General features: G+C 36.3%; 17 protein-coding genes and 1 tRNA gene (1 of these 18 only partly in view). 2 read left to right on the top strand and 16 right to left on the bottom strand.

Features of this window, described 5'->3' with window-relative positions; all coding sequences use genetic code 11:
- Window positions 1-3: 3 nt before the first annotated feature.
- From thiL to HIPMA_RS01365, 14 genes are read right to left on the bottom strand one after another with little or no spacing between them, the layout of a single operon-like run.
- Window positions 4-927 carry a thiamine-phosphate kinase gene (gene thiL, locus HIPMA_RS01430; protein WP_013681297.1) on the bottom strand — a complete coding sequence of 308 codons (924 nt, stop codon included), beginning with the start codon at window positions 925-927 and terminating at the stop codon, window positions 4-6.
- Window positions 924-2,036, bottom strand: a complete 1,113-nt coding sequence (locus HIPMA_RS01425; protein ID WP_013681296.1) for an AAA family ATPase — start codon at window positions 2,034-2,036, stop codon at window positions 924-926. The genes thiL and HIPMA_RS01425 overlap by 4 nt, the downstream gene beginning before the upstream one ends.
- A gap of 38 nt (window positions 2,037-2,074) precedes the next feature.
- Complete coding sequence (locus tag HIPMA_RS01420; RefSeq protein WP_013681295.1) at window positions 2,075-3,775, bottom strand: chloride channel protein; 1,701 nt, start codon at window positions 3,773-3,775, stop codon at window positions 2,075-2,077.
- Window positions 3,772-4,014 (bottom strand): hypothetical protein, encoded by a 243-nt coding sequence (locus tag HIPMA_RS01415; RefSeq protein ID WP_013681294.1) that lies wholly within the window; start codon window positions 4,012-4,014, stop codon window positions 3,772-3,774. Before HIPMA_RS01415 ends, HIPMA_RS01420 begins: the two co-directional genes overlap by 4 nt.
- A gap of 3 nt (window positions 4,015-4,017) precedes the next feature.
- Window positions 4,018-4,500 carry a hypothetical protein gene (locus HIPMA_RS01410; protein WP_041323916.1) on the bottom strand — a complete coding sequence of 161 codons (483 nt, stop codon included), beginning with the start codon at window positions 4,498-4,500 and terminating at the stop codon, window positions 4,018-4,020.
- Window positions 4,451-6,670 (bottom strand): ATP-dependent DNA helicase, encoded by a 2,220-nt coding sequence (locus HIPMA_RS01405; protein ID WP_013681292.1) that lies wholly within the window; start codon window positions 6,668-6,670, stop codon window positions 4,451-4,453. Before HIPMA_RS01405 ends, HIPMA_RS01410 begins: the two co-directional genes overlap by 50 nt.
- The gene (purF, locus tag HIPMA_RS01400; protein WP_013681291.1) at window positions 6,670-8,010 is read right to left on the bottom strand and encodes an amidophosphoribosyltransferase; all 1,341 of its coding nucleotides are present in this window, start codon (window positions 8,008-8,010) and stop codon (window positions 6,670-6,672) included. Before purF ends, HIPMA_RS01405 begins: the two co-directional genes overlap by 1 nt.
- A gap of 1 nt (window position 8,011) precedes the next feature.
- On the bottom strand, window positions 8,012-8,815 hold the full coding sequence (dapB, locus tag HIPMA_RS01395; RefSeq protein WP_013681290.1) for a 4-hydroxy-tetrahydrodipicolinate reductase: 804 nt from the start codon (window positions 8,813-8,815) through the stop codon (window positions 8,012-8,014).
- A gap of 10 nt (window positions 8,816-8,825) precedes the next feature.
- Window positions 8,826-9,704, bottom strand: coding sequence for a 4-hydroxy-tetrahydrodipicolinate synthase (gene dapA / locus HIPMA_RS01390; protein ID WP_013681289.1), 879 nt, complete (start codon window positions 9,702-9,704; stop codon window positions 8,826-8,828).
- Between the two features lie 16 nt (window positions 9,705-9,720).
- Complete coding sequence (gene dapF, locus HIPMA_RS01385) at window positions 9,721-10,554, bottom strand: diaminopimelate epimerase (RefSeq protein ID WP_013681288.1); 834 nt, start codon at window positions 10,552-10,554, stop codon at window positions 9,721-9,723.
- A complete protein-coding gene (gene lysA / locus HIPMA_RS01380; RefSeq protein ID WP_013681287.1) occupies window positions 10,551-11,789 on the bottom strand; it encodes a diaminopimelate decarboxylase in 1,239 nt (412 codons plus the stop codon). Before lysA ends, dapF begins: the two co-directional genes overlap by 4 nt.
- An 11-nt stretch (window positions 11,790-11,800) precedes the next feature.
- Entirely contained in the window at window positions 11,801-13,855 is a 2,055-nt protein-coding gene (locus tag HIPMA_RS01375) for a heterodisulfide reductase-related iron-sulfur binding cluster (protein WP_013681286.1), read from the bottom strand.
- Window positions 13,815-14,045 carry a hypothetical protein gene (locus tag HIPMA_RS01370; protein WP_013681285.1) on the bottom strand — a complete coding sequence of 77 codons (231 nt, stop codon included), beginning with the start codon at window positions 14,043-14,045 and terminating at the stop codon, window positions 13,815-13,817. Before HIPMA_RS01370 ends, HIPMA_RS01375 begins: the two co-directional genes overlap by 41 nt.
- A complete protein-coding gene (locus tag HIPMA_RS01365) occupies window positions 14,042-14,578 on the bottom strand; it encodes a hypothetical protein (protein ID WP_013681284.1) in 537 nt (178 codons plus the stop codon). Before HIPMA_RS01365 ends, HIPMA_RS01370 begins: the two co-directional genes overlap by 4 nt.
- Window positions 14,579-14,818: 240 nt before the next feature.
- Here HIPMA_RS01365 and HIPMA_RS09790 point away from each other — a divergent pair, with 240 nt between their 5' ends.
- Entirely contained in the window at window positions 14,819-14,950 is a 132-nt protein-coding gene (locus HIPMA_RS09790) for a hypothetical protein (RefSeq protein ID WP_280985289.1), read from the top strand.
- 39 nt (window positions 14,951-14,989) lie between these two features.
- Here HIPMA_RS09790 and HIPMA_RS01360 read toward each other — a convergent pair whose 3' ends face one another.
- Complete coding sequence (locus tag HIPMA_RS01360) at window positions 14,990-15,967, bottom strand: Wzz/FepE/Etk N-terminal domain-containing protein (RefSeq protein WP_013681283.1); 978 nt, start codon at window positions 15,965-15,967, stop codon at window positions 14,990-14,992.
- Between the two features lie 21 nt (window positions 15,968-15,988).
- Window positions 15,989-16,075: transfer RNA gene (locus tag HIPMA_RS01355), tRNA-Leu, on the bottom strand.
- Between the two features lie 114 nt (window positions 16,076-16,189).
- Here HIPMA_RS01355 and HIPMA_RS01350 point away from each other — a divergent pair.
- Window positions 16,190-17,712 carry the 5' portion of a FapA family protein gene (locus HIPMA_RS01350; RefSeq protein WP_013681282.1) on the top strand. 268 nt of this gene lie beyond the right edge of the window, so only the first 1,523 of its 1,791 coding nucleotides appear in the window; its start codon is at window positions 16,190-16,192; the stop codon falls past the right edge of the window.

Raw genomic sequence — 17,712 nt, 5'->3', positions numbered from 1 at the left:
CTCCTAAAAATGCTCATAACCACACTTTTTAATTTCTATCACGTCACTATCCTTAACGATAACAACTTCTTTTCCTTCAACAACCTCACCAACTATCGTAAAATATGGGTTTTTTTCAATCTTGTCTTTAAACCTTCTATCTATGCAGGCAGCTATCTGATAATCCTCGCCACCGCATAGCATCTGTTCTTTTGTTATAAAATCTGCATCACAAAAAGGTATACTATCCCACCAAATTTTCATGCCAACCCCACTCTGTTTACATATGTGATTACAGTCTTGAATAAATCCATCACTGACATCTATCATTGCGGTTGCAAATTCTCTAATACTTAAGGCTTCATTAACCCTCGGTGTCGGATTTATATGTGCTTCTATAAAGTTTTGGTAGCCTTTAAGGTTAAGTTCTAAAGCCTTAAGACCAGCATACGAACAGCCTATTTTCCCACTCACACATACCAAATCACCAGCTCTGGCTGTACCTCTTTTCACAGATGCACCTATCGGATTCTCACCTATTATGGTTACACCAATTACAGTTTCTTTTGCTTTTGTTGTATCTCCCCCTAAAAGTTCAACTCCAAATTCATCTGCCATACTTATAAAACCCTTTAAAAAATCATCTACCCAACTTAACTCTGTGCCACTTTTTAATGATAAACTCAAAAAAGCCCACTTAGGCTCACCTGCCATGGCAGCTATATCACTTATATTAACAGCCAATGATTTTCTGCCCAACAAAAACGGTTCCGCATTCTTAAAAAAATGAACACCTTCAACAAGAGCATCCACAGAAACGAGGATTTCCCTTTCGCCTTGAGGTATAATGGCGCAATCATCCCCTATACCCAAAGCATGACCTTTAGAGTTAGAAAACGCCTTTATTCTATCAATTAAACCAAACTCACCTATATTTTCTACTTTCAAATTAAATCATTCTCCTTCGATGTGAAATATTTTACAGGTTTTTGTGTGTATATTTGGTCAACCTTACCCCCCTTAAAATTATGGGGGTAAAGATAAAGACTTCTACCTTTAACCTGTAAATGTTTTGGAATATCCATTATATTTCCCTCTTTTATATCCTTTACAGCCTTATTTATAGCAATGTAACAGGAGTTTGACTTTTTAGCTTTACTTAAATAAACACAACAATGTGCAAGTGGAATCCTGGCCTCAGGCATGCCTATCTCTTTTACAATCTGCAAAACAGCATTAGCCAAAACCACCGCATGGCTGTCTGCTAAACCTATATCCTCACTGGCAAATATGCACATGCGCCTTGCAATAAACTCAACATCTTCACCTGCCTCTAGCAATCTTGCCAGATAATACAAAGCGGCATCTACATCACTTCCTCGCATACTTTTTATGAACGCAGATACAAGGTCATATCTTTCGGTCTCATTGGAATATCCCAAATTCAAACTAAATAAGGATTCTATGCTATTCCCATCAATATCGTTCTGCTGTTTTAAGATCTTAATCATATTTATTAGTTTTCTTGCATCACCAGAGGCATGCAAAACAAGCTTATCCAACAAATGTTCATCTATTTCTATAAACCTTTTTGCAAGTCTCTTTAAATCCGACTCATTCAGCCGCTTAAACTCATATACAAAACACCTCGAGCGTAAAGCCTTTGTTAGTCTAAAATAAGGATTAAATGTGGAAGTACCTACCATAACAACGCTTCCATCTTCCAAAAAAGGCAATAAAACATCCTGCTGTTTCTTATCAAATCTATGTATCTCATCTATAACCACAAGAATTGGAGCTTCTTTTGAGCCTTTTTTTAGCGTATCCTTGAGTGTTTTTGTAGGACAATCGGTTGCATTTAGATAGAAAAAGTCAAGCCTATGCTTTTTGGCCAAGAGTTTAGCATAGGTGGTTTTTCCGACACCTGGAGGTCCAAATAAAACAAGCGAGGGTGGCTTATCATCACTATGATAGAACAAATAAAGGGGCTTACCCCTTCCAAATAGATGGGGTTGTCCTACAAGCTCATCAAAACTGCCACAATCGCCCTCACCCATTTGGTATCACCAGTTTACTCATTTGGCTTAACATTATACTATTTTCCTTCCCTTTTCAAGACCTCTTCCTTTCTAAAGAGGTTTTCTTTAAAATACAGAAAAGAAACAAATTTCAAAAATGCATTAACATCCAGCATGCCCATATACCTCAAACTCTCATCATTTTCTACTATAGGTATATAATCGACATCTATATGTGACAAAAGCTCAAATACATCCAATCCGCTTGAGTCCAAGGTCAAGTAGTTCGGATTTGGTGTCATTATATCCTTAACCTTCACCTTATCATTTTCAAATTCCCCTACAAGCCTAACATCTCTAAAAGATAAAACACCTACAAGCCTATCATCTTCTACAACAGAGAAATAGCTTGAACTGCTATTCATAAGTTCAAATACGATATCCTTAATAAATTGCTCTCTTTTTAAGCTCATTATTGAAGGATCTATAAAGTTTACTACTTTAACCTTTATGAGCTCGTTTCTGTATTTCTCATTCATTAAATCAAAACCTTTTTGCATGGCTGAGCGACTAAAGTTGATCTTATCCTGCAATATATGAGAGAAATAAACCGTCATGACCGACGAAATCATTAAAGGCAATATCATATGGTAGTTTTGCGCAAGCTCAGCTACGATAAGAGTGGACCTAAACGGAGCAGAAGATATGCTGGCGGATATAGAAGCCGTGCCAATCAATGCAACGTCAAGTGGATTAACAAACGGAAAAAAATTATGTATTACCCCTCCTAAAGCATAGCCAAAAAACGCGCCACCGAAGATAGACGGCGCAAATATGCCACCAAACATTCCACTTGCAAACGTAATGGCTAAAGCCACCATCTTAACCAAACTCAACATAAGTGCATCGGCATAACTATACTTCAAAGAAAATAAATAGCTTACTTGTTTATAGCCCAATGAAGCTGCATCAGGCCAAAGCCATAAAAGGACTCCAACAATCAAACCGCCAATTAATGCCTTTGAATAAAAAGTAAGGTTTAATTTGGTAAAAAAGTTAACAGATGACTCAAAAACATATTCAAACACATAGACCACAACTGCAAAAAGAAATGCAAATAAAGGTATAAGAAATAGCAATTTATAATTGTATGAAAGCTGTGGCACAACAAATGCAGGATAGTTTCCCAAAAAATAGCGCGATATAACCACACCAACAGCAGAAGAAATTGTGAGCGGAATTATAACATTAAAACTCAATCTACCAAGAATAATCTCTAAACCAAAAATAACGGCAGCTATAGGAGCGTTAAATGTGGCAGCTAAGGCTGATGAAACACCACAACTAACAAGAAGAGGTACATTGAAATTTTCAAATCTCATACCTTTTAAAAACAGTGATGAAAGTGAACCGCCGAGCTTGGCTATGGGACCTTCCCTTCCAACAGGCACACCAAATCCTATATTAATGGCAGACAGTACCACAGTTGCTATACCTTTTTTATAGTCTAATCTACCCTTCTTTAAGACAATGGAACGTGCAACCGAATCTATTGTTGGATTAGTTGGATTATTAAGAAAATTTTTTATAGTAAATGCGGAAATGATAAATAAAATAGGGATAATCACAAGATAAAACCTGCTATCCTGATTGAAAAAATCAATTGCTACAGCTAATTTAGAGGAATATCTTATAAGCTCCCTCATAAAGAGAGCAGAAAACCCACCTATAGCCCCAACGAAGAAGGGTAAAACAAAAAGCTTAAAGAAGCCCTTCATACCCTCACTCTTCTGAGAAATCCTCCTACAAACTGGCCAAGGAAAAAGGCAAAAATCATTACGGGAAATGTGTAAAGCTCAAAGCCTAGCCCGCTTAGTAGTCTTAGAGCTACAACAAAGGGTATGGGGGCATGGATATATATAAACCACTTTTTTGAGTATTTCTCTGATGCTGCCCTCATATAACCAAACGGAAGGTTTAGAAGAAAAACCAAAAAGGCAATACTCAAAAGATTCATACCTCACTCCTTCAATCTTAATTTTCTAAGCCTAATCCTTAATCTCTTTCTCTTATACTTTAATACAAAATCCTCAGGTACATATCCACTACCGACCTTTGAGCATTTTAATAATACAACATCCTTGTTTTTCTTTGAGCATAACTTAAAAAAATTCTGCGTTATATAAACAATTGTACCTTTATAGCCATTCAAGTCAAAACCAGAGAATTTCAAATTCTTATATCGCTTATTGTCTCTATAATCAACAACAAACACATCACTGTTCTTAACGTAAAGCCCGTAGACTGAAAACCCAAGCGTATTTATTATATCCATTCTTAGATTACCATCAGAAAGACTAAAAAAACCTTCAAACGTTTTTCCTTCATAATTTGCATCGAATGTACCGTTTAATGTTTTACTTTTATAGGTTAGCGGTTTAAATGTGGTGCAACTATAAAGCAAAATTAGCAAAAAAATCGCTGATAAAGTCTTTAATCTCATTTTTTCTAACCCTCTTACTTTTTATATAAGAAACGCTATTTAAAAATATACGACCGTAGGATTTGTTTATTAATCTACTATCCAACACAACCATAACCCCATAATCATCGGCTTTCCTTATGAGTCTACCCAACCCTTGTTTAAACTTAAGCACAGCTTTTGGAAGGGCATATTCTAAAAATGCGTTATATCCCTGTTTTTTTAGAAGTTCGTATCTAGTTTTTTCTATAGGAGTTGTTGGCACCTCAAACGGTAATCTCACCATAACAACAACGCTCAACTGCTCACCCTTTACGTCTATACCCTCCCAAAAACTACTCGTAGCAAATAAAAACCCTTTTCCTTTTTTAAATCTAATCAAAAGCTCAAAATTATCAAGTTCTCCCTGCCTAAACGTATTAAAACCCTTTTGCTTTAATTCAGTATAAACCCTTTTATAAATACTGCTCAACATTGCATAGGATGTAAAAAGCACCAAAACGCCTTTATTTGTATTTTTCAATGACTCCGCAATTGACAGGATAACATCTGCAGCATCCTCATCAAATCCCTTTTGTGTAGGCTCTTTTACATCCTCAACAACCAAAAGCCTTGCAAGCTTATCGTAATCAAAATTGCTTTCAGCTATAAATTCAACTGCATTGTCGACACCAACACTCCTTTTAAAAAACTCCAACTCCCCGCCTACAGAAAGCGTAGCAGATATAAATATCACACTGGCCAGTTTATCGTATAGATGCCCTTTTAAAGCACTCCTAACATCTAAAGGGGTGATATTGAAATGCATTGTCTTTTTAAAGCGTTTTATCCAACAGACAAAACCATCATTCAGTTTAAGAAAAGTGCCTAAATTATCAGCACATCCAGACAAAAAAGAAGTCACACCCCTTATATCAACAAAATCTTTATCTTTATTTTCATCCAAAAAGCCTTTAAGGTTTAAAATAATGCTATTCAGCAACTCCAAAATTTTGCTAACCGGTTTATAGATAAGTTTTATATTGCTATCATCTATATTTAGCTGTTCAGCTACAAATTGTTGAATAAGGCCATCAAAAGTAGACTCAAGTTCAACCCTGAAGTTAACCAAAAGCTCTTTGAGGTTTTTGTAACCCTCAACATTAGATAGTAAACCATATGCCTTACTTTTTCTTTTTGTATACAATGCATCAATACTGCGTAAAATATCATCAGAGCTCACGCTAATAGTATAATAGTTAGTAGCGTTCCTTTCTATATTGTGCGCCTCATCAAAGATAACAGCGTAGGCGTCGGGCAAAATTCTTGCACTCTCCAAAATAGAATCTGATAAAACCAAATGATGATTAGCAACAATTACATCTGCCTTCTCAAGTTCTGCCCTGGCTTTGTAGAAAAAACAAGAGTTTTTATAGTAAGGACACTTTGAATGAGCACACAACAAAGTTGAGCTCTCGACATTTCTCCATACATCCTCAGGAACATTTTCATAAATAGAGAAAAACTCAGATTTCAACCCGGTTTTAGTATTCAATAAAAATTCTTTTATCTTCTTATATAAATCGTTTTCAAATAAAAAAACATTCCCTTTAGTTAGAATATCCTCAACCCTTCTTTTGCAAATGTAATTAGACCTCCCCAAAGCGAGCACAGCTCTAAATTCAACAATCTCCTGAAGAAGTGGTATATCACGCTCTACAAGCTGATGCTGTAAATTTATGGTATTTGTTGAAATAACAACCCTTTCCCCTTTTTGTTTTGAAAAAATAACGCAGGCAACTAAATAAGCAAGGCTCTTCCCCGTGCCGGTTGGAGCTTCAATAATGGCATTTTTAGATTTTTTTAAACTATCAAAAATAATTTTTGCAATTTGTTTCTGTTCCTTTCTCTCTTCAAAACCATCTCTTGAAAATAAACTTTCAAATATTCCATCAATGTCGATTTTTGGTTTTGCGATAGCCTCTAAACTTGAATCAAGAGGATTAAACCAAAAAAACCACCCAACAGATAAAGAATGGGTCGCAACAAACTTTACAGCCTCAAATCTATCCTCACAAACCATCAAAAGATCGCCACTTGGGCTATTTGCATTAGATATTATTTCTATAATTTCAGAATTAAACCTTACTTTAAAAAGAGAAGAGGGACCCGCTTTTTTTAGCAGGTCCAAAGATTTAGGACTTATCCGCATTACTTTTCAAATTCTATAGGATAATCTCCGTTAAAACAGGCAAAACAATAACCATTCTCGCCGACAATACTCTTCAGTCCTTCCAAAGAAAGATATGCTACAGACTCAGCTGTAGAATATTTTCTTATCTCCTCTATAGTGTGTGATGATGCGATAAGTTCTTTTTTTGTTGGGGTATCTATACCGTAAAAACAAGGAGACATTACAGGAGGAGATGCTATCCTCAAATGAACCTCTTTAGCGCCAGCACTCCTTATCATTTTGACAATACGCCTACTTGTTGTTCCTCTGACAATAGAATCATCTACAACAACAACCCTTTTACCATCCAGAACATCCTTAGCCGTATTGAGTTTTAATCTAACACCAAAGTTTCTTATTGATTGTGATGGTTCAATAAAGGTTCTACCTACATAGTGATTTCTTATAAGGCCAAAATCAAACTGCAAACCACTTGCCTTTGCAAAACCCAAAGCTGCAGGCACACCAGAATCCGGTGTGGGTATAACTATATCCGCATCAACAGGTGATTCAGCCGCCAATACCTCTCCCATTTTTTTTCTTATAGAATAGACATGCCTATCCCACAAAAATGAATCAGGGCGAGCAAAATATATATACTCAAAAACACATTTATGCTCAGATCTATTCTTAAATGGCTTGTAAGAGTGCACACCGTCTCTATTTGCGATTACAACCTCACCTGGTTCAACATCTCTGATAAACTCAGCCCCTATTAAGTCAAAAGCGCAGGTCTCTGATGCAAATACAACAGCATCATCCAACTTTCCTATAGATAGAGGCCTAAAGCCCCACGGGTCTCTAACTGCATATACCTCATCTTCTCGCATTATTATTAAACTAAAAGCGCCTTTGATAATAGACAAAGCCTCAACCAAGCGCTCGAAAAAACTTGTTTTTTTGCTACGGGCTATAAGGTGTATTATGACCTCTGTATCTGAATTTGAATTGAAAATAGCACCCTCACTTACAAGGTGTCTTTTTATCCCCAAAGCATTAACTAAATTCCCGTTATGGGCTATAGCTATATTGCCTAAATCAAAGTGAGCATAAAGAGGCTGAACATTAGCCAAGGACTCATCCCCAAATGTGGAATATCTATTGTGACCTATGGCAAGCCTACCTTTAAGGGATGAGATGATACCCTTCTTGTTGAATATCTCATTTACAAGCCCTCTACCCTTATGAACATAAAAAGATTCTCCATCTGTAGAAATAATGCCGGCAGCCTCTTGTCCTCTATGCTGAAGAGCATGGAGCCCTAAATACACATAATTGGCTGCCTCCTCTTTGTTAAAAACACCAACTATTCCGCACATCTTATTTTAAACCCAACACATCCTGCATAGAATAAAGGCCTGGAACCTTATCAACAACCCATTTTGCAGCCCTTAAAGCACCCCTTGCAAAGGTATCCCTCGATGAGGCTTTATGGGTTAATTCCACTCTCTCTCCCAAACCGGCAAATATAACAGTATGATCCCCCACAACATCACCGCCGCGCAAACTCATTATGCCTATCTCTTTTGAATTTCTCTGACCGACCAACCCTTTTCTTCCATAGATTGCTATATTTTCCAAATCTTCTCCAATTCCCTTGGCTGCAAATTCAGCCAACTTTAAAGCAGTGCCACTTGGAGCATCGGCTTTAAATCTATGGTGCATCTCCACTATCTCTATATCGTAATCATCTTTTAGTGTCCTTGCTACCTCCTCAACCAATTTAAATAATATATTAACACCTAAACTCATATTTGGAGCAAGAACTATAGGAATTATTACAGAAAGTTTTTCGATCTCTTTTATCTGATCTTTATGTAATCCTGTTGTTCCTATAACTATAGGTTTCTTATGGTCTGATGCAATCCTTACATGATGTAGAGTTGCATCTGGAGCCGTGAAGTCTATAACAACTTCACCTTCCTCTATCACCTTGGCCAAATCGTCCTTAACAGCAATACCATTTGCTACACCCGTAGCCAAAACTCCAGCATCCTGCCCTATAGCAGAAGAACCCTTAGCCTCAACAGCGCCTACCAATGTAAGGTCTTTATCTTCCCCTACCAAGGCGCAAATCCTTCTACCCATCTTTCCAGAAGCGCCACAAACTATAGTTCTAATCATACCCCCCCCTTTAAATCAAACCCATATCTTTTAATGTAACCTTTAATTTTTCTTTGTTAGCATCAGACATTTTACATAAAGGCAGCTTAAATTCCTCTTCAACCAAACCCATCAAAGCTAAAGATGTTTTTACAGGTATAGGGTTGGTTTCAATAAACATAGCTTTATGGAGTTTATAGAGCTTATGGTGAAGCTGTCTTGCCTCATCAAAATTACCCTCAACAAAAGCATCGTACTGCCTTGCTACAAGCTCAGGCACCACATTTGCACTAACAGAGATTACGCCCGTTCCACCGATAGACATCATAGGAAGCGTTAAGAAGTCATCACCACTAATTACGCTGAAACCATCCTTTGCGCCCTCTATAATTTCAGAGACTTGATTCAAAGAACCGCTTGCCTCTTTTATGCCAACTATGTTATCTATTTCGGACAATCTTATAACCGTCTGAGGCAGTATATTTACCGATGTCCTTCCCGGAACATTGTAAAGAACCAAAGGCACACCGATAGCCTCGGCTATTGTTTCATAATGGAGATACAACCCTTCCTGCGTGGGCTTATTGTAATATGGGGCAACAGATAAAATAGCATCAGCCCCAGCGCTTATAGCAATCTTCGCAAACTCTATAACCTTCTTGGTGTTATTTGTACCAGCACCTGCCAAAACTGGGATCTTGCCTTTGCATTCATCAACGGCAATCCCTATTGTCCTTTCATATTCATCTAAATCCATCGTTGCAGCCTCACCCGTTGTTCCACAAGGCACAAGACAATCTATGCCACCTTCAATCTGCCTTTTTATAAGTTTTCTAAATGCTTCTTCATCCAATTTTCCATCCTTGAAAGGTGTAACAATCGCCGTCATTGCCCCTTTCAACTCAAACATACGACCTCCCCTCCTTTTAATAGTTCCACGCCTCATCAAGCATGGTACCTATATACGTTAATAGTGCATCTCCCTCAAGATAGACCCTTTTCACTTCTGAATTCTCAATATATGCATAAATCTTTAATCTATTACCGCTTTTGGTAATAACCTCAACAGGTGTCTCACATTTACCTTTCAAAATAGCTATCAAGGCAGAAGCTGTAGCCCCTGTACCGCATGCTAAAGTTTCATCTTCAACACCGCGTTCATAAGTCCTTATTCTTAAGGTATGCGAATTAACAACCTCAACAAAATTAACATTGGTACCTTCCGGTGCAAAATACTCATGATATCTGGTCTTTTCACCTATAGTTTTAACGTCAACAACATCCACACTGCTAACAAAGTACACTGCATGTGGTACTCCCGTATTTATAAAAGAAAGCGGCATATCTACACCATCTAACTCTATGTTCTCCTTGTAATCCTTTGGCTGTGTCAGTTGAACCCTAACCGTATTCAAACCGGTAATCTGAGCCTCTATCACTCCGGCCAAGGTCAGAAACTTCATGCTCAATGGAGCTATATTGTTTAGATAAGCAAACCTTGCAGCGCACCTTGAGCCATTTCCACACATCTCAGCCTCACTACCATCGCTATTGAAAAAACGCCATCTAAAATCGTACTCATTATCTTTCTCTATAAGAATCAAGCCATCTGCTCCAACCGAAAGTTTTCTTTCGCAAACGCGCCTAACAAACTCATGTATAGGTATATCTACCATCTCCTCAACTATATTACGGCGATTGTTGATGATTATAAAGTCATTACCGCTACCATTCATCTTAAAAAACGGTATCTTTTTCATAAAATTTCTCCTTTAATTAGATCCTCCAAACTTTCACGTTCCCTAACAACCCTATAGCTATCACCACTAACCAAAACCTCAGCTGGTCTAGGGCGAGAATTGTAGTTGCTCGCCATCGTAAAACCGTAAGCTCCAGCACTGAAAACCACTATAAAGTTACCATTAGGCACATCCTCTATTTCATAATCCCTTGCAAAGAAATCGCCCGTCTCACATATAGGTCCAACTATGTCGCATTTGATTGCTTTTGAACCAGTTTTTTTCATTGGCGCTATTTTATGATAAGCCTTATACAAGGATGGCCTCAATAAATCGTTCATACCAGCATCAATGATTAAAAAGTTCTTTTGACCATTTGTCTTATGATAAATTACCTTACTTACAAGTATACCACCATTACCCACCAGAAACCTGCCGGGCTCAAGCACAAGCTTTACATCAAAATCTCTAAAAGCTTCTTCAATTTGCCTGGCATAAAGGTTGACATCTGGCTCTTTGTCGGTTTTTTCATCGTAAACGATACCTACACCCCCACCTACATCTACCACTCTAAATTCTACACCTTTATCAGTGAGCCTTCTCATAAGGTCGGCTACCCTTACGGAAGCATCGTATATAGGAGTTGTATCGAGTAGTTGGCTGCCTATGTGGAATTGAATTCCGTAGACATCTATATTTTTAAGCTCCTTGGCTTTCAAATACAGATCATATGCCTCCTCATATGGAACGCCAAATTTATTTTTCTTCAAGCCTGTTGATATGTAAGGATGGGTTTTTGGATCTACATCAGGGTTTACTCTAAATGCAATTCTTGCCTTTTTATTAAGCTTCTCAGCAACTCTGTTAACATTGTAAAGTTCATCCTCTGATTCAACATTTATCATCATAATATCGTTTTCAAGTGCATATTCTATCTCATCATCCCTTTTTGCAACACCGCTAAAGACAATCTTCGATGTATCAACACCAGCCTTTATTGCCCTGAACAATTCGCCTTTAGAAACTATATCAGCGCCAGCCCCAAGTGAGGCAAATGTTTTTATTACAGCAAGATTGCTGTTTGACTTAATAGCAAACGCTATTACATGCTCTCTTGAAAACGCTTTATTGAACTTTTCAAACTGAGCCTTAAAGTGACCCTTTGAGTATACATAAACAGGGCTTCCAACGTTGTCCACTATATTCTTAACCCTCACACCTTCTGCGTATAGCTCGTTATTTTTATATTCAAACACGCTTAGCCTCCTTAAATTTTTATAAGTATTTTATTCAAATAGCTAACAAAATGCAATATCTCTATATGTTTCCCAATATTTTTAAATCCACCTGAAATTTGCATAATACAACCGGGGCAAGCAGTTACAAGTGTCTGAATATTTGCCTGGACAATAGAGTTCATTTTTTCTTTTAACAGACTCTCTGATATAAACGGATGCATCATTGAATAGCTTCCAGCAAAACCGCAACATCTATCATTATCTCTAATCCCAATAAAATTTGGCTCGTTTTCTATTAAAAATTCTTCAAGTACATCTGAAACACCTAATCCCCTTTTTAGATGACATGGGTGATGATAACCTAAAAAACTCCCCAATCTTTTTGGTTTAATCTTAAATCTTTCTATTTCCTTAATAAAAAACGACGAAGCACATTCAACCTTATTTGATAATTCGAAGGCTTCTTTACTTTTATTAAGTAAAACATAATCCCTTTTTACCATATGGGCACAGTGAGGGTCCAAAAATAGAATCTTATCGCAATCAAGAGAAAGTAGATACTCTGTATTTATTGCAATAGCCTTTTGAGCTGAACTTTCCTCTCCATTATACCATGCCGGCGCACCACAACAAGCTTTCTGTTTAACCAAAGATAACTCAACACCCAGTTTATTCGCGACATCGATGGCATCCTGACCTATTTCTGGATAGAAAAAATTCACAGAGCATCCAGCAAATAAACAAATTTTAGACCTCTTTGACTTCAAACTTACATCAAATGAAGGTTTAACCCCGGGCAAGGCCCTAAAATTTAATCCAAGAGAGTTATCTATGGCCTTAATGCGCGTTTTCAACCGATTTTTAAAAAGAAAATGGGATATGTACGCACCAAAACGCATAATTCTATAGTCGTTTTCTATATGTTTTATAATCAAACCCTTTATACCGGGTGTACCTTTTGTGTATTTTGCCTTAATCGAAAGGATAAGCTCTTGAATGTTAATTCTTGATGAGCATATCTCATCGCAAGCCATACAACCAATGCACATATTGGCAACTTCTCGAATATTTGGGGTATCAGAGGCAGCAAAAGATAACAGTACACCTACAGGCCCAGCGTAAGAGTTACCTCTAAATAACTTGCCGCTCACCGTTGTATAAACAGGGCAGGCGTTCTGGCATGCACCACAATGGATACAATACAAGATCTCCTTAAACTGCTTATCATACGAGAGCTTAAGCCTGCCATTATCCAGCAGTATAACATAGAACTTACCAAAGGGTTTCTTTAGGATATCTATGAAGCTCGTTGTGATCTGGGCTGTGGCGGATTTAGGCAATAGATCAAGTATTTCAAAGGCATCTTTATCGGTTCTTACAATCTTATCTATACCGATAATACAGATAACCAGATCCTGTCTTATAACATTTTGTATATTACCCTCATTACTCAAAATGAAAAACGCGCCACTCTCTATGGATGCAACATTTGCACCTATTATACCGCATTGAGCCTTACCGAACCCCTCCCTTATCTTTAATTTACAGAAATCCACCATAGATTTGGCATCCAGAGGAAGATTCTCATTGAACTTTTCCTTCAATAACTCATTTACCCTCTCTTTTGACATATGAATAGCAGGTGCCGTCATATGGGTTGGTGGCTCGTTGTTTATCTGAACAAGCCATTCACCGAGGTCTGTCTCTACTACATTGAAACCATTATCCTCTAAATACCTGTTTAGATCTATCTCCTCTGTGGTTAAAGATTTTGATTTGACAATATCCTTTACACCCTCTTTGGTTAATATCTCATTTATAATACTTAACGCATCATCTTTGGTTTTAGCTATGTTAAACCCTGTTGCATTCTCTTTTATTTTAATCATAAAATCGGCTAAATTGTTATAAAGGTTGTCTATGTTTTCCTCTTTTATAGACCTTACAGCATCCCTTTTCTGCTGCAAATCATACAAAGACTCGATCTTCTCCCTTTTGCTGAAATAGTTATGCCTGAGTCTATCCAGTGCGGTTTTTAGAAACCTATCTTTTGTCAGCTTTCTTTCTTCTTTTAAAAGGCTCACCCTTTATACCCCTCTTTTTTAGTTCCTTAGAAACCTTATGCCTGACAAATAATACAGCAAAAACCAAACCAAATGTAAAAATACCTAAAACTATCCTATCTATAATACTTACATGGGGTTTATACCCCTCTCTTATAACACTTGCAGCATATGCTAAGTTAAGCAAAAAAGACAAAAAATAGTTAGTCATGGAAATTCTACATCATTGGGTATGCTTAAAGGCTCAACGGAAAAATCAACACCCTTTCTACCTATGGAAAAATCGAAGTCTTTAAGCAAAACACCTTCTTTTAGATCTATTAACCTTACAAAAACAGAATAACAATGGTCGCTGTAGAGATAATCGCCCACAATGGCAAATTCATACTTTTCAGGATACTTGCTAAGCTTCAGTTTCTTATAATCAAACCATAAAGGTAAACCCTCATAATAAGCCGTTGTCTTACACAACTTGTTAAGATCTTCAGTCAAAAGAAAGGATAAATATTTGCCGTTCGAATCAATATAATGAGAATTATCGTCAATAAAATCGACTATAGCTACTTTTGAATTATTTACATACAAACACATAGACTTAGCCAAAGTTGAAAACTTTTCTTTTGTTTCATCTAAATTCTTTATCTGCCAGATAGCATCAACATTATCACCAACCCTAAATGGCTTTGTATTGATACATCCATTCAAAAAAAGTATAACAGCCACAAATAAAATAAATCGCTTCATATTCAAAATTTACTCTTTCAATGCTTTTTAAGTCAAGAAAAATGTTAAAAAGACGGGAAATAAAAAAATTAAACAATTAAGGCCATAAACCATCTCTTTAAGAAGAGTGGTAGCCTTCCTTATTTATACTGTAGATGCATTTTACCTATAAAGTAAAGTCGTGTCAATCTTTTTATTTAACAAAGATATATAATGCAAACTAATGGTGAATTAATATGTTAAATATATAAAAACAAAATAATGTTTACTGTTATTTCAAACAAGTCGCTTCCAAAATCAAGATTTTCAGCAAAGGGCAATAGTTATAAAGCAAAATCAAATCCTATTTTCACAGGCAAACAAAACATTCCAGCAACTACACAGAAAAAGTGAAAAATATAGAATGGTAAGCTCTCTAAAAGGTGTAAACAGTTAAATTTCACCCGCTGGTGATTTAATATATTCAACAAAGAATGCCAGAAAAACACCCAGGATGAGACCTGTAACAAGAGCCACAACTAGGATTAATTTTTTCTTTGGCTTCAAAGGATAATCATGGGTTTTTATGCCGCCAACAACCCTGGTCATAACAAGATACGGAGGTTCTAAGCGGGATTGGAGGCTTATTATGCTATAATTGATAGATGGTAAAGTCACCGTTTTAATTCTGTTTATCTCATTTTTAATAGATTCTTCTTTAATAACCAAACTGAATATTTCATTCTGAATTATATTCTCTTGCAAACTCAACAACATATATATCTTTGTCTGTTTATAAAAAGCTTTTGACCCCTTTTTCAAGCCCTCTAGCACCTTATTTTTAAGATTAATCGTCTTCTCTACATTGTTTAGTTGCCTAATCAAATCATTCAATCTATTTTCAACAGACTTATACTGTTCTTTTTTTAATAGCAACTCCTTAGAAATCGTTGATTTAACATTATTATAAAGCACATTTTCCTTAGACATAACATCATTAAGTACTTTTTTTAATTCATCAACGGCCAAACCACTACTAAGCCCGTAAGTTTTCAATGTAATAAAACCCTGAGCCTTTCTCGGTACTTCAACCTCTTTCAGATAACTTTTAATACCCTTTTTTCTAAATTTACCAGCTGTATCATATCTAACATCAATATAATGCTTTAGACTCTCAGTATCATCAAAATACACTTTAGTTGGCCTGGAATTCGTAGATACAGTATTATACCCTATCTCTATTGTTGCTTTTGCCTCATACCATGGTGTTGAAGTAAACGCATATATCAAAGCTGCAACAAATACTAAGCCTGCGGCAATAAAAACAATCCACTTTCTTCTTTTTAAAACAGCAAATAGCTCTCTTAAATCTATTTCATCTTCTTCTATATACGGCTTATATTCTGTATTATAATGTTGATTTTTCTCCATTACCCACCTGAAGCTATTCTATGGTGCCGGGGGCGGGACTCGAACCCGCACGGGGTCGCCCCCACTGGATTTTGAGTCCAGCGCGTCTACCAGTTTCACCACCCCGGCTTAACAAAAAGCGATTATATATATTTATTGATTCGTGTCAATATTTTACTTGATAAAACGGACAGTTTTTTGCTATAGATAACTCAAGACCATATAAGAAAGGCAGGTAAAAGAATGGAGGATTTTCAGGTCATTGAAAAAGAAACTGACAATATAGAAGAAAGCATAGAAGAGGCTGCCACAACATTAGGTTTTCCAAAAAAATTTTTAGACTTTGATATCTTAGAAGAGAGAGAAGAAAAGGATAACTTAGGCAATTTAAAGAAAATATATAAAATAAAAATATTTATAAATGAAGAAAGAAATAAAGATAAACTTGATAACATACTCTCAATAGAAACAGAGCCAGGAAAACATCCCATGAAGGCCTTCATTTACGTTGATACATTAAAACTAAATTCACCTTTGATTGATATTAATGAGGAAAAAATAATAGACACAATAAAAAAGAAACTTGCAAAAGACGGTATTATTTACGGTATAAAAACAAAAATCTTACCTGCTATAGCCAAAGAAATAAAAAAAAGGCTCTCTCCAACATTTAAACCATTCAAGATACTTATAGCCGAGGGCAAAAAACCTGTTAGAGGTGAAAATAGCAAACTCGTATTCCATTTTGATAGATACAAAGCAGCCGGAACAATATATAAAAATGGCAAAATAGATTATAAAAACAAAAACTTTTTGGTGCCTGTAAAAAAAGGACAATTGCTGCTTGAGTTTTTTAAACCCACTCAAGGAGAAGAAGGCTACGACGTATTGGGTAATATTTTAGTGCAAGATGTAGGTGTAATGATAGATGATTTAGATGAAGTAAAATTCTCACCTGATTCGATTAAAAAAATAGAAGAAGGAAGGGTAATTAAAATACTCTCAAACAAAGAAGGTGTAATTGTATTCAGAAATGGCATATACGAGATAGACACTTCGGTAGCTATAGATAAAGTCGACATAAAAACAACGGGAAATCTAACTGCAGAAGGTGATGTAGAACTTGAAATAGGCCGCGGTTTGAGTGATGGGGTCGAGGATACTATAGCTGCAGGCATGAAAGTAAAGGGAAAAAAAGTAGTAGTTAATGGTGATGTAGGTCCAAAAGCTACAATAGAGGCAGAAGAAGTAGAGATAAAAGGGAGTGTTCATCAAGAAGCATTTATAAAAGCAAAAAAAGCAACAATAGCTATATGTAGAGGGACTGTGGAGGCCGAAGACATAGAAATAGACCTATCAGAACATGCAAAACTAACAGCTACAAATAAAGTAAGTATAAATAAAGCTGTAGCAACAAAGATATTCGCACCCAAGGTCCAAATAAACGATGTAATGATGTCCTCGTGTATAACAACATCATCTGAAAGTGTTTTAATAAATAAAGTGGATGGGGGAGACAATATAATTTCCATCAAACCATTAGAACTTCCTTGGATAAAGGAAAAATACAAAGAGCTTCTAATAAAGGAAAAGTATGCCAAAACCATATTAAAAAGCCAAGAAAAGAAATTTCTTGCTGTAAGAGATAGGTTGGAGTCAGAAAAGAAAAAACAAGAACCCATATTAAAAACCATACAAAAACTCAAAAAAGAGGGCAAAAATGTACCAAACGCCCTACTTGCAGCTGTTAAAAAATTCAAAGAGCT

The organism is Hippea maritima DSM 10411, from assembly GCF_000194135.1.
Lineage (GTDB): Bacteria > Campylobacterota_A > Desulfurellia > Desulfurellales > Hippeaceae > Hippea > Hippea maritima.
This window is presented reverse-complemented; position numbering and strand designations above follow the sequence as displayed.

Excerpts from the sequence above, each read along its gene's own strand:
- HIPMA_RS01425 (WP_013681296.1), bottom strand. The coding sequence starts at position 2,036 with ATGGGTGAGGGCGATTGTGGCAGTTTTGATGAGCTTGTAGGACAACCC.
- HIPMA_RS01420 (WP_013681295.1), bottom strand. The coding sequence starts at position 3,775 with ATGAAGGGCTTCTTTAAGCTTTTTGTTTTACCCTTCTTCGTTGGGGCT.
- HIPMA_RS01415 (WP_013681294.1), bottom strand. The coding sequence starts at position 4,014 with ATGAATCTTTTGAGTATTGCCTTTTTGGTTTTTCTTCTAAACCTTCCG.
- HIPMA_RS01410 (WP_041323916.1), bottom strand. The coding sequence starts at position 4,500 with ATGAGATTAAAGACTTTATCAGCGATTTTTTTGCTAATTTTGCTTTAT.
- HIPMA_RS01405 (WP_013681292.1), bottom strand. The coding sequence starts at position 6,670 with ATGCGGATAAGTCCTAAATCTTTGGACCTGCTAAAAAAAGCGGGTCCC.
- purF (WP_013681291.1), bottom strand. The coding sequence starts at position 8,010 with ATGTGCGGAATAGTTGGTGTTTTTAACAAAGAGGAGGCAGCCAATTAT.
- dapB (WP_013681290.1), bottom strand. The coding sequence starts at position 8,815 with ATGATTAGAACTATAGTTTGTGGCGCTTCTGGAAAGATGGGTAGAAGG.
- dapA (WP_013681289.1), bottom strand. The coding sequence starts at position 9,704 with ATGTTTGAGTTGAAAGGGGCAATGACGGCGATTGTTACACCTTTCAAG.
- dapF (WP_013681288.1), bottom strand. The coding sequence starts at position 10,554 with ATGAAAAAGATACCGTTTTTTAAGATGAATGGTAGCGGTAATGACTTT.
- HIPMA_RS01370 (WP_013681285.1), bottom strand. The coding sequence starts at position 14,045 with ATGACTAACTATTTTTTGTCTTTTTTGCTTAACTTAGCATATGCTGCA.
- HIPMA_RS01365 (WP_013681284.1), bottom strand. The coding sequence starts at position 14,578 with ATGAAGCGATTTATTTTATTTGTGGCTGTTATACTTTTTTTGAATGGA.
- HIPMA_RS09790 (WP_280985289.1), top strand. The coding sequence starts at position 14,819 with ATGTTTACTGTTATTTCAAACAAGTCGCTTCCAAAATCAAGATTTTCA.
- HIPMA_RS01360 (WP_013681283.1), bottom strand. The coding sequence starts at position 15,967 with ATGGAGAAAAATCAACATTATAATACAGAATATAAGCCGTATATAGAA.